Raw genomic sequence first — 12,702 nt, 5'->3', positions numbered from 1 at the left:
TTGGCAACACCGGCATCGTCAACGTCGGCAACGGCAACATCGTCGGCAGCGGCAACATCGGCAACGGCAACGAAGGCAGCGGCAACCAGGGCAGCGGCAAAGCTGGCGACGGCAATCGCGGCGACAACAACGCGGGCAGCGGCAACACCGGTGGTGGCAACGAAGGTAGCGGCAACCAGGGCAGTGGCAACGGCGGCGATGGCAACCGCGGCAACAATAATCCGGGTAGCGGCAACACGGGCAACGCCAACGTTGGCGATGGCAATATCGGCAACAACAACTCGGGCGACGGCAACAACAACAGCAACAACCCGGGTAGCGGTAACTCGGGAAATGGCAACCTGGGCGGCGGCAATTCCGGTGACGGAAATACGGGCAACACCAATCAGGGCGACGGCAACTTCGGCGACGGCAACATCGGTGACGGCAACCATGGTGGTGGCAACGACGGCATCGGCAACTTGGGAAATACCAACACCGGTGACGGAAGTAAGGGCAACAGCAATCAGGGCGACGGCAACTCCGGTGACGGCAACGTCGGTGACGGCAACCATGGTGGTGGCAACGAGGGCCTCGGCAACTTGGGAAATACCAACACCGGCGTCGGAAATAAGGGCAACAGCAATCAGGGCGACGGCAACTTTGGTGACGGCAACGTCGGCGACGGCAACCGTGGTGGTGGCAACGAGGGCCTCGGCAACTTAGGTAACGCGAACACCGGCGACGGAAATATCGGCAACAACAACGCGGGCGACGGCAACCAGGGCACCGGCAACAGCGGCGACGGCAATACGGGCGACACCAACTCCGGCTTCGGCAACACTGGCAACAACAACCAGGGCAACGGCAATACCGGCAACACCAACACCGGCAATGGCAACGTGGGTAATGGCAACTCGGGTCAGGGCAACCGCGGTGATGGCAACCAGGGCGACGGAAATTTCGGCAACAACAACACGGGCTCCGGAAACAACGGCGACACAAATCAGGGCTCGGGCAACCTGGGAAGTGGCAATCTAGGCAGCGGCAATATCGGTGATACCAACACCGGCAGCGGCAACATCGGCAGCGGCAACTCAGGCAGCGGCAATCAGGACCCGTTCGGTGGCGGCGCGACAAACAACTCGGGCAGCGGCAATATCGGTGACAACAACGCCGGCAGCGGCAACATCGGCGACGGCAATTCGGGCAGCGGCAACCGAGGCAACGGAATCGCTTCGGGCGGCGACAACAACTCGGGCAGCGGCAATCAAGGCAGCGGCAATGGCGGCAGCGGAAACATCGGCAACGACAACCAAGGCCACGCCAACCACGGCAACGCCAACTCCGGCAGCGGCAACTTCGGTAGCAATAACCAAGGCGGCGGCAACTACGGCAGCGGAAACGTAGGCGAGGGAAACAGGGGCGACGGCAACTCCGGCAGTGGCAACATCGGCAATAACAACCCCGGCATGGGGAACATCGGCACCGCCAATCAGGGCGGCGGAAACAACGGCACCAACAACATCGGCTGGGGAAACACCGGCAACAACAATGTCGGCTTCGGTAATCACGGCAACAACAACTTCGGACTAGGACTCACCGGCGATAATCTGGTGGGTATCGGCGCCCTGAACTCAGGTTGGTTCAATCTTGGCCTCGGAAACTCCGGCAACTTCAACATCGGTTTCGGCAACTCGGGTCATGGAAATATCGGGTTCGGCAATTCCGGAAATTACAATATTGGCTTCGGGAACTCCGGCAACGGAAACACCGGCTGGTGGAACTCGGGCACTGGGAATACGTTCGGGTCGAACTCCGGTAACTACAACACCGGGTTCTGGAACGCGGGTAATTTCAACACGGGTTTGTGGAACTCCGGCAATAGCAACACAGGGCTTTTCAATTCGGGAAACACCAATACCGGACTCTACAACTCCGGTAACACCAACACCGGCCTCTATAACTCTGGCAGCACCAACACCGGACTTTACAACTCCGGGGGCGCCAATACCGGTAGCTACAATTCAGGCGGCACCAATACTGGCAGCTATAACTCGGGTGGTACAAACACGGGCAATTACAATGCCGGCGGTACCAATACTGGCAGCTTTAACGCCGGTGGCACTAACACCGGCAGCTTTAACGCCGGTGGCACTAACACTGGCAGCTTTAACGCCGGTGGCACCAACTTCGGCAGCCACAACGCCGGCGGGACCAATACCGGCAGCTTCAATTCCGGTGGTACCAACACGGGCAGTTACAACTCGGGTGGCACCAACATCGGCAGCTATAACTCGGGCGGCACCAACACGGGGGATTACAACTCGGGTGGCACCAATACGGGCAGCTACAACTCGGGCGGCACCAACACCGGAAACTACAACTCGGGCGGGACCAATACCGGAATCTACAACTCGGGCGGGACCAATACCGGTAGCTACAACTCGGGGAACACCAACACCGGCGGCCACAATTCAGGCAATACCAACACCGGCAATCTGAACTCGGGCAACACCAATACTGGAAATCAGAACTCGGGCAACACCAACACCGGCGACCAGAACTCGGGCAACACCAATACTGGAAATCAGAACTCGGGCAACACCAACACGGGGCATCTGAATTCGGGCAACACCAACACCGGGGACCTGAACTCGGGCAATACCAACACCGGCAATCTGAACTCGGGCAACACCAACACCGGCAATCTGAACTCGGGCAACACCAACACCGGAAACCAGAACTCGGGCAACACCAACACCGGCAACCAGAACTCCGGCAACACCAACACAGGCAACCTGAACTCGGGGAACACCAACACCGGGGACCTGAACTCGGGCAATACCAACACCGGCGACCTCAACTCGGGCAACACCAACACCGGCGATAAGAACTCGGGCAACACCAACACCGGCAATCTGAACTCGGGCTTCACCGATACCGGTAATGCGAATTCGGGAAACACGAACACGGGCAGCTTCAACTCCGGTAACACCAATACGGGTAGCCACAATTCGGGCTTCACCAATACGGGCGACGGTAACTCGGGCAAGACCAACACCGGGAAGCAGAACTCGGGTGACACCAACACCGGCGACCAGAACTCGGGTTTTACCAACACCGGTAGCGCAAATTCAGGCGACACGAACCGTTTCGACTACAACTCGGGCAATACCAACACGGGCAATGCCAACTCCGGCTTCACCAACACCGGCAACGGCAACTCAGGCAATACCAACACCGGCAACAGCAACTCAGGCAACACCAACACCGGCAACACCAACTCGGGCAATACCAATACCGGAAACGGCAATTCCGGCAACACCAACACCGGTGACAACAACACAGGCAACACCAACACCGGAAACAGAAACTCCGGCAGTACCAACACGGGCGATGACAATTCGGGCGACACCAACACAGGCAACCGGAACTCGGGCAACCTGAACACGGGTGACGACCAGACCGGAACGCCGTTTGGCGCGATCAATTCCGGCTACGGGAACGGGGCAAGTCCGGGTACGTCGGGCTACGACAACGGCACTCTTACGGGCGGCACATCGGGTTACCGAAACACAGTCAGCGGTGGAACGTCAGGGTTTGACAACGGCGGCAGCGCCGGGAACTCGGGTACCGGTAACGGTGGTATCGGAGGGGGGCACTCGGGCTCGGGCAACGGTGGTGCCGGATTCGGAAACTCGGGCTCGGGCAACGGTGGTGCCGGCGGCGGGAATTCGGGCTCCGCGAACGGTGGTGTCGGCGGCGGGAATTCGGGCGACCACAACGGTGCCGCCGGCGGCGGGAACGCGGGTAGCAATAACACCGGGGGATTCGGGACCTCGGGTGTCGGAAACTCGGCGTCTGGCGGAAACTCGGGCTTCGGGAATAAGGCCGGCGGTGGGCAGTCGGGTACGAACAACAGCGGCGGCGGCGGGAACTCGGGCACCCACAACAGCGGATCCCTCGGTAGTTCAGGCCAAGACAACGGCGGGTCTGGCGGGAACTCGGGCGCTCGCAATAACGGGAGCGCCGGTAACTCAGGCTCGGGCAACTCAGGCAGCCTCGGGAATTCGGGCGAAAATAACAGTGGCAGCGGGGGGAACTCGGGCTCCAACAACAGCGGGGCCAGTTTCGGCAGCTCAGGCGACAAGAACTTCGCCACTGGCGGAAGCTCGGGCAGCAGCAACGGCGGGAGCGCCGGGAACTCGGGTACCGGGAACTCGGGGAGTGCGGGGAATTCGGGCGAACACAACAGTGCCGGCGGCGGGAACTCGGGCTCCCACAACAGCGGGGCGACCTTCGGGAGCTCGGGTGAGCACAACGCGGCGGCGGGCGGCAGCTCGGGTTCCCAAAACAATGGAACGGCCGGAAACTCGGGTACCGGCAACAACGGCAGCGGCGGTCAATCCGGCACCGGCAACAATGGTGGCCTCGGAACCTCGGGGTATGACAACAATGCGTCCGGCGGCAGCTCTGGCTCGAAGAACAACGGAACCGCCGGAAACTCGGGCAGCGGCAACAACGGCAGCGCCGGGAACTCGGGCAACAACAACAACGGGAGCGCCGGGAACTCGGGAACCGGGAACACCGCGGTCACCTTCGGGAGCTCAGGCACCAACAACATTTCAGCAGCTGGGAGCTCGGGTTCCGGCAACACCGCGACTGGTGGATCTTCGGGTACTAACAACGCGGGAAGTGGCGGAAGCTCGGGCGACCGCAACAATGTGTCCGCGGGGAGCTCGGGCGCCCGCAACATCGGCGGCGGAAACGCCGGCACAGGCAACATCGGCTTCGGCAGCTCGGGCACTGAAAACGCTGGTGCCGGCAGTTCCGGTACCAAGAACCCTGGCGGCGGGAACGCGGGCACGGGCAACATCGGTGCTGGGACTTCGGGCACCAGCAACCTGGGCGGGGGCACCTCGGGTAACAACAATCTGGGCTTGGGCAGCTCTGGACGCTACAACCCAGGCGTCGGGAACTCGGGCACCCTGAACCCGGGTGCGGGCAGCTCCGGTCTGCTCAACTTCAACGGCGGCACTTCCGGCTACCTGGCCCTGGGACTCGGCAGCTCGGGAGTGCTGACACCGGGCGCGGGCAACTCGGGCCTGCTGACACCGGGCACCGGCAACTCGGGCTGGCTGCTCGCGGGCCTCGGGAACTCCGGGGTGCTCACCCTGGGGGCGTCAGTATCGGGCTTCCTGGATTTGGGCCTCGCCAACTCCGGCATCCTCAATGCAGGCACGCTGCTTTCGGGCATCAAGAACATCGGTGTCTACACCTCGGGCTTCGAGGACATCGGCTATTTCCCGCGGGCGCTTTACGTGGGCAATCTGATATTCGGTTTTCTGACGGGCCTGTGAACCGATGTCACGATGCTGCCCTGAGCTCAGCCTGCCAGCGCCTCCTCGATAGGCACGTCGCCGTTGTTGAACTCGATGGTGCGGCCGATGGTCCAGTCGTCCTGCAGCGCAGCTGCGGCCACCAGGGCCACATCCGCCCGCGAGACGTCGCCTTTCGCCTTGCCCACCTCGATTCGGCCGGTGGCAGGTTCGAGCGTTAGCCGGCCCGGCCCCAGCACCGTCCAGTCCAGATCACTGGCCCGCAGATGCTCGTCGGCGGCCGCCTTAGCCTCCGCGTAAGCGAAGAACGAATCACTTTCCGGGACACCGTGGTTGGGGCCGGCACCGAAATACGACACCATCACGAAGCGGCGGGCGTCGGCCTGTCCGGCGGCGTCGATCACCCGGATCGCGGCGTCGCGGTCCACGGCGTACGTGCGCGTCGGGTCGCCGCCGCCGGCACCGGCGGAGAAGACCACCGCATCGTGCCCGGCCAGCAAGTCGGCCAGTGCGTCGGTATCGAGCTGTTCGATGTCGGCCACCACCGGCGTCGCGCCTGTCGCTGCGACGTCGTCGGCGTGGTCCGGATTGCGGAACACCGAGCTGACGGTCTCGCCGCGCTCGGTGAGGATTCGGGCCAGATGCAGAGCGACCTTGCCGTGGCCGCCGATAACGATGATGTGCGCCATGGACTCGACGCTACCTTGGGTCGGCCGGACCAGAAGTTTGGTTGCTATTTGCCGCGAATCGCAACCCCGCGCAACACCGTGTCCCGCGCGAGGATGAGGGAACTTCTGGTGCCCACCGCGCGCAGGATGTTCTCTGGTATCCACTGCATGCCGATGATGCACCGGGACAGCATGGTGGTCGACGGCGCGTCGGTCCGGATCTCTCCTGACTTAACGCCTTCGCCGAGAAGCGATTTCATCTGACGCAACCGCGTCGTGTAGGACCATCCCGGGTTTACCGTGTCCCGGGGCGGCGACTGGCGCATCCAGGCGAGCTGAATCCGGAACTCGTCCGAAAACTGGTCCAGCGCATTGACATTCACCCAGCTCAGCGCGTCCAGCTTCTCGATGGGGGTGGCTTCCGCACGCAGCACGTCGACCCAGCCCGCTTCGACCTTCTGTCCGAACGAGCGCATGATCGAGGCCAGGAGTTCATCCTTGGACCCGATTACCCGGTACACCGTTCCGGTGCCCAGACCGGCCGCGGATGCGATATCGCGAATGGTGGTGACTTCATATCCCTTGCGGCCGAACTCCGTTCGCGCCACCGCACGCAGGTGGGCCGCTTTGTCGCTCGGGTCGGCCTCTTTGTCGTCGGCCCAGGACGAGATGACGTCGGTGGCCGCCGCGAAAGCTTTGGAGCGGTCCAGAGTGCGATCACTCGGCGGCCGGGAAGCTAAGCCCCGCAAGATGGTTTGGCACATCAACGCGGCGACCTGGTCGGCGGACGAGTTGTGCCGGATGACGTCGAGTCCGACCTGGAGCATGGTCTGGCAGATCCGGTCGGCCAGTGTGGTCAGATCGACGTCGGCTTTGATACAGCGGCTCCCGCGGGCTGCGCGCAGCGTTTGTGTCATTGCCTCCTGTATTGCAGTGGGCGGCTGCCGCGTCAGCTTCATCAACTCGGGATCCGCGCTGGGACCCTCGTAGAACGACATCTGCAGGGCGGCCCGGTGTCGCACTGCGCAATTGGCGATCGCCTGGCCCAGCTCGATGATCTTGTCTGCCGCGGGTCGTGAGTCGGCCTCGTCCAATTTCGCTTGCGCGCTCTGCCCGATTCGATCGAGATCGGCTTGATACCGATGAATCAGCTCGACCAGGATCGCTTCTTTGGATTCGAAGTGGTGATACAGGCTGCCCGGCAGAATGCCTGCCGCATCGGCGATCTCCTGCAACGAGGTCCGCAAACCCGACGACGCGATCAACGTCGCAGCGGTCTCGAGAATCTCGGTCCGGCGGGTTCCGGATTCGGTCGCGCTGTCGGTCATCGCTGTGCCGGCAACATGCGAACTACGTCCTCCCGCTGAACCAAATCTTTGTTGAAGGTTAGCAGACTGGCCGGGAGCAAATGCGCTGCTGAGAGACTTGATCACATCCTAAACGGCGGCCCAGAGGCGTTCAACAGATCGAAGACGTCCAACCTCAGACCCCGAGCTCGACGCCGCGCCGGGCGCACACGCCGAACACTTCCTCAAAGATCGAACCGGGCACGGAGAACGGTTGGGTCGCGGTCACCTCCGACAGATGAGCGGCAATGTCCTCGGCGCTGGGTTCGGTGTTGGCGTCGGCGAGCCAGCCTTCGCCGAGACCGACGAACACCCGGGCAAATCGTCCGGCGCAGGCCGAGAAATTGTGGTGGCTCAACTCGCACGCGCGGCTGGCCAGGAAAATCACCATGGGCACCACCAATTCCGGTTTGATCAACTCCAAGAACCCGATCTCTTCAAGTGCTTTCGGGTCGCCGACGGTTTCGGTCACCATGCGCGAAAAGCCAAAGGGGAGCACGGTATTGCTCAGAATGCCGTGCTCGGCGCCCTCGATGGCGATGACGTTGGACAGCCCCACCAAACCCGCTTTGGCCGCCGCGTAGTGCGATTCCCACGGCTGCCCGAACATCCCGGCCGAGGAGGAGATGAACACAAACCGGCCGTAGCCTTGGGCTTTCATCAACCGGTAAGCGGGCTGGCTGAGATAGAACCCGCCGTCTAGGTGCACGCCGAGCATGCGCCGCCAGTCTTCGACGGACAGTTCGTCGAACGCGGTGCTGGTGAAGATGCCAGCATTGCTGACCACCGCGTCTAGCCGGCCGAAGTTCTCCACCGCCGCCGCGACGATCGCTTCGCCACCCTGCGGACTGTCCACCGAGTCGTGGTTCGCCACCGCCGAGCCGCCCGCGCTGCTGATTTCCGCGACGACCTGATCGGCCACGCTGGCGTCCGCACCCTCGCCGTGCATGGCGCCGCCCAGGTCGTTGACCACGACGGAGGCGCCGCGGCGGGCCAGTTCCAGTGCGTACAACCGGCCGAGTCCGCGTCCGGCGCCGGTGACGATCGCGACCTGGCCCGCAAAATCGATCATGGTCGTCCCTTCTTGGCAAGGCGGGCACCGACTTCGGTGAGATAGCGCTCCGGCGCGCCGCCGTATGCGCTCCAGCTCAGCAAGCGTTTGAGATACAAATGGGCGTCGTGTTCCCAGGTGTAGCCGATACCACCGAACACCTGGATCGCTGTGTCGCCGACGCCTGCCAACCGTCCCGCGAAGGCTTTCGCGCGGACCGCCGCCAGATGCCGTTCCTCGGCCGAGTGATCGGCCGCCCACAACGCGTGGAGCACCCCGCTGCGCGCGAGCTCCACCGTTTCGAACATGTCGACACAGAGGTGCTGCACCGCTTGGAAGGATCCGATCGGTGCACCGAATTGGGTTCGCGTCTTGGCATATTCAATTGCCATCTCCATGACGGCGCGGGCGGCGCCCAGCGCGTCGGCCGCCATGACGATCAGTACGTCGTCGCGCACCGCATCGACGTCCTGGGCCCTGAGCGTACCCAGCCGCCGCTGCGTTGTAGCGTTGTCGAGCTGGATCCGAAAACGCTTGCGGGTCTGGTCGATACCGGGCTCGAGTGTCATCGAGACATCGCTGGTCTGCACGGCGAACAAGGCCGTGTCCCCTTCTGCGAGAAACAGCAGCAGGTCCGCGGCGGCCGCGTCCGGCGCCGACTGCTCGCCCAACCCAAGGACCGTGACGACGGTGCTGCCGTCGGCGATCCCAGCCAGAATGTCGGCAGCCGCGGGACCATCGATGCGGCTGAGCAGCCGTACAGCGGCCACTGCCGTGGACGACCAGGGCCCGGGATGCAGTGCGGCGCCGAGTTCTTCGGCGACAATGCCGGCCTCGACCATGGTCATACCAGCGCCGCCATGGTCTTGCGGTACCAGCAGGCCGGTCGCGCCCAGGTCGGCAAGACCCCGCCAGACGGCGGCGGTGGTTCCGGTGGGATCGTCGAGCAGCGGGCGCACATGGCTCGAAATCAATGCTCGCTCAACAAGAAAGCGCCGCAGCGTGTCTCGCAGTGCGAGCTGTTCTTCGGTCAGTTCCAGGTTCATTTGCGCGGCAACCCCAGTACCCGCGTAGCGGTGATGTTCTTGTTGATCTGCGTTGTGCCTCCGGCGATGGTCAGCGCTCGCGAGGTCAACCGGTAGTCGCTCCACGTACCCGCACGATCGCCCAGCACGTCGAACGCTAACGCGGCCAAGTCCTGACCGATCTCACCCCACACCGTCTTGGCCAAGCTCGCCGTACCAAGCGCCGTCAGTTCCGGACCGCCGTGCAGCGTGGCCGAAATGGAGCGCTGGCAAAGCACTTCGAGATATTTGATGCGGACCGCGAGCTCACCAAGCCGTCGCAACACCACCGGATCGTCCAGCACGCCGTCGATTTCGGCGAAGTCGGCCACCAGTTCGTGCAGTCGCAGTTCCAACTCGGCGTAAAGCCGCGCCGCCCCGGCGCGTTCGTGACTCAGCGTCGTGGTGGCTACCTGCCATCCGGCGTTCAGCGGACCGAGCAGTGCCTCGACCGGCACTCGCACGTCGTGGAAGAACACCTCGGCGAAGTCGCTGTCGCCGTTGAGGGTCACCAGTGGGCGGGCCTCGATGCCGGGCAGGGTCATGTCCACGATCAGGCAAGAAATGCCCCTGTGTTTTGGGGCTTCCGGATCGGTGCGGACATACAGCTGGCACCATTTCGCCTTGTGTCCCAGCGATGTCCAGATTTTCTGGCCGCTGACGACGAAGTGGTCGCCGTCCCGTACCGCTTTGGTGCGTAGCGCGGCCAGATCCGACCCGGCCTCCGGTTCCGACATGCCTTGGCACCAGATGTCGTCCGCGCGCATCATGCGGGGCAGCAGTGTCGTCTTCTGCGCCTCAGTGCCGTACTGCATGATTGCGGGCGCGATGTTGTTCATGCCGATGACGTTGAGCGGCACGGGTGCTCGCGCTCGCGTGGTTTCCTCGGTGTAGACCAGCTGTTCGAGGACCGTCGCGCCGCGCCCGCCGTATTCACGGGGCCAGGACACCGCCGCCCACCCCGCATCTGCCATGGTCGCGTTCCACGCGCGAAGCCTCTCGAAGACGGCTTCCTGTCCGGGGAGGTCACGTCCGGAAGGCCTTCGCGCTGCGATCAATTCGTCGGTGAGATTTTCCGACAGCCAGGCACGCAATCCGTCACGGAACCGTTCTACTTCCGCGGGGTAGGAGAAGTCCACGTCCTCTTTCGACCTTATGCGATTGACTGCAACCAAGCCGGACTCTACGTTGGAACAGATATTTGGTCAACGTTGTTGGTCGTGAATTGGGGGCTGAGTATGCGAGACGACCCGTCTGGCGACCAGCTGCGGGGCCTGAGCATGTTCGCGTCGGCCCTCGCCGGCCGACCGGTGGCGGTTGACTTGTTGCCGCCGGGCGACCCGCCTTGGACGGATGGCCAGACTATCTACCTCGACGGGGCTCTTGCCGCCCGCTCCAGTCTCGAGGCAGTTGCTGTCCACGCGTCCTTGATTGCGGCCTCCAGCCTGGATCCGGATGTGGTGCGTCCGCTGGTGCGCCACCCCCGGCTGACTAAGCGCTTCCTTGCAGTCGAGGCGAATCGCGCCTTGGTAGCCAACAGTTCTCTTCTTCCGCCCTTCCTGGCGACACTGGGTAATGAGGAAATCGCAAGTGGCAGCGACTCACCCGCCGCTTCCCTGCGAATTGCGCAGGGGCGTGCGGCAATCGAGGAACTGCCGCCAGAGCTCGGGGTGATCCGGGTTGCCAAGGTGCTGGCCGCCTGCTCACAGGCTGCCAAACAGCAGGCCGAGGCTCACCCGCAACATGTCCCGCGAAGTCAGGGTGCCCAGGAGTTGGCGGAACTTGATGACGGCGAAGTCGACGATTCCGACGAGCCCGATTTGTTCACCAGCCCAGTGGGGGGTGGCGGCTTCATCGGCAAGTGGTTCAAGAAGTTGCTGTCGTCCGCGCGCAAAACCGGCAGCGGCGGCGGACCACCCGGCGCGGACGCGCCGACACACCGTACCAATGCCGGGAATCGGGGTTTGCACGCCGTGTCGTCACTTGCCACGACATCGGGTGCAGACATCGACGACCCGCAGTCGCACGACGCCCCCGCTGGTTGGACCTATCCGGAATGGGATCTTGGGCGCAAGAGCTATCGGCCGGGGTGGTGCACCGTGCAGGAGGTGGAGCCGAAGATCAAACCGTCGGCCACCTCGGCGATCGACGCCGCTATCGGCGTGCGGCGCCCGCTGTCCCGTCTCGGCATGGGTCTGCATCGCCGCCACCGGCAACCGCAGGGTGACGACATCGACATCGACGCTGCCGTCGAGGCGCGCGTCGAGGTGCGGGCTGGATCGGTACCCGACGAGGCGGTGTATCTCGACAGCCTGCGGCGCCGGCGCGACCTGTCGGTGCTGCTGCTCCTGGATGTCTCGGGGTCGGCCGCCGAGCCGGGTACGGCGGGGCGCACGGTGCACGAACAGCAGCGGGTGGCCGCGGCCAACCTCACCGTAGCTCTGCACGATCTCGGCGATCGAATTGCGGTGTACGCCTACTACTCTCAGGGGCGGCGTGCGGTGAGCATGGTGGCAGTCAAGCGATTCGACGACCATCTCGACACGCGCGTGATGAGAAGATTGAACAGTCTGCAGCCCGGCGCGTACTCTCGTCTCGGTGCGGCGATCCGCCACGGTTCGGCGGTCCTGGAAGCACGCGGCGGCACTTCGCGACGGTTGCTGGTGGTGCTGTCCGACGGGCTGGCCTACGACCACGGCTACGAGCGGGCTTACGGTGCCGCCGATGCACGCCGTGCCCTGACCGAGGCTCGCCGGCGCGGTACCGGCTGCGTGTGCCTGACCATCGGTGCTGGAACCGACGTGCCGTCGTTGCGTCGAGTGTTCGGTAGCACCGCACATGCGACGATCGGTCGGCCTGAGCAGCTCGCCGGGGTGATCGGACCGTTGTTCAGGTCCGCGTTGCGTTCGGCCGAGGTCCGCCGTCGGGTGTCGTGAGTCGTTACGGCCTCCCCTGAACCAATTGCTTTAAGCGCCAACGACATAACGCTGGGCGAATCGCCCCACTGCCCGCCGGACCGGTTCCCCGGGGTGTCCCCCGAACCGGTGGCGCCCCGGTCAGGGATTCGGCATACCGATGGTGGTGGTCATTCTGGATTATTTGCGTTTGTTTTGAAGGTGTTGGAGACGTCACGGTGCGCGGCGGGGCGCCGTAGTGTGGCGCTGCTCGGCGATGGGTGGCTGTGTCAACTCGAAGTGGCCCCGGGGTGACGGCTTGAAGTGGCCCCGCGGGTAGGGGCTGGCTTGCGGGTGT

At 63.7% G+C, this 12,702-nt stretch carries 7 protein-coding genes; 2 read left to right on the top strand and 5 right to left on the bottom strand.

What is annotated here, in order from left to right; all coding sequences use genetic code 11:
- A partial coding sequence (locus A5634_RS29775; protein ID WP_367593442.1) for a beta strand repeat-containing protein occupies positions 1 to 5,342 on the top strand: 5,342 nt, incomplete at its 5' end.
- A gap of 26 nt (positions 5,343 to 5,368) precedes the next feature.
- Here the strand turns inward: A5634_RS29775 and A5634_RS00030 are convergent.
- From A5634_RS00030 to A5634_RS00010, 5 genes are all read right to left on the bottom strand, one after another.
- Positions 5,369 to 6,010, bottom strand: a complete 642-nt coding sequence (locus A5634_RS00030) for an SDR family oxidoreductase (RefSeq protein ID WP_065142051.1) — start codon at positions 6,008 to 6,010, stop codon at positions 5,369 to 5,371.
- 44 nt (positions 6,011 to 6,054) lie between these two features.
- Positions 6,055 to 7,317: a TetR/AcrR family transcriptional regulator gene (locus A5634_RS00025; protein WP_065142050.1), complete on the bottom strand. Its 1,263-nt coding sequence runs from the start codon at positions 7,315 to 7,317 to the stop codon at positions 6,055 to 6,057.
- A gap of 154 nt (positions 7,318 to 7,471) precedes the next feature.
- Positions 7,472 to 8,407: an SDR family NAD(P)-dependent oxidoreductase gene (locus tag A5634_RS00020; RefSeq protein WP_065142049.1), complete on the bottom strand. Its 936-nt coding sequence runs from the start codon at positions 8,405 to 8,407 to the stop codon at positions 7,472 to 7,474.
- Positions 8,404 to 9,432: an acyl-CoA dehydrogenase family protein gene (locus A5634_RS00015; RefSeq protein WP_065142048.1), complete on the bottom strand. Its 1,029-nt coding sequence runs from the start codon at positions 9,430 to 9,432 to the stop codon at positions 8,404 to 8,406. Before A5634_RS00015 ends, A5634_RS00020 begins: the two co-directional genes overlap by 4 nt.
- Positions 9,429 to 10,589, bottom strand: coding sequence for an acyl-CoA dehydrogenase family protein (locus tag A5634_RS00010; protein WP_065142047.1), 1,161 nt, complete (start codon positions 10,587 to 10,589; stop codon positions 9,429 to 9,431). Before A5634_RS00010 ends, A5634_RS00015 begins: the two co-directional genes overlap by 4 nt.
- A gap of 99 nt (positions 10,590 to 10,688) precedes the next feature.
- Between A5634_RS00010 and A5634_RS00005 the strand changes: the two genes are divergently transcribed.
- Positions 10,689 to 12,386 carry a nitric oxide reductase activation protein NorD gene (locus tag A5634_RS00005; protein ID WP_065142046.1) on the top strand — a complete coding sequence of 566 codons (1,698 nt, stop codon included), beginning with the start codon at positions 10,689 to 10,691 and terminating at the stop codon, positions 12,384 to 12,386.
- The last annotated feature ends 316 nt before the right edge of the window (positions 12,387 to 12,702 follow it).

Origin of the sequence: Mycobacterium asiaticum (assembly GCF_001673365.1) — a bacterium.
GTDB classification, from domain to species: Bacteria; Actinomycetota; Actinomycetes; order Mycobacteriales; family Mycobacteriaceae; genus Mycobacterium; species Mycobacterium asiaticum_A.
This window is presented reverse-complemented; position numbering and strand designations above follow the sequence as displayed.

Excerpts from the sequence above, each read along its gene's own strand:
- A5634_RS00030 (WP_065142051.1), bottom strand. The coding sequence starts at position 6,010 with ATGGCGCACATCATCGTTATCGGCGGCCACGGCAAGGTCGCTCTGCAT.
- A5634_RS00025 (WP_065142050.1), bottom strand. The coding sequence starts at position 7,317 with ATGACCGACAGCGCGACCGAATCCGGAACCCGCCGGACCGAGATTCTC.
- A5634_RS00020 (WP_065142049.1), bottom strand. The coding sequence starts at position 8,407 with ATGATCGATTTTGCGGGCCAGGTCGCGATCGTCACCGGCGCCGGACGC.
- A5634_RS00015 (WP_065142048.1), bottom strand. The coding sequence starts at position 9,432 with ATGAACCTGGAACTGACCGAAGAACAGCTCGCACTGCGAGACACGCTG.
- A5634_RS00005 (WP_065142046.1), top strand. The coding sequence starts at position 10,689 with ATGCGAGACGACCCGTCTGGCGACCAGCTGCGGGGCCTGAGCATGTTC.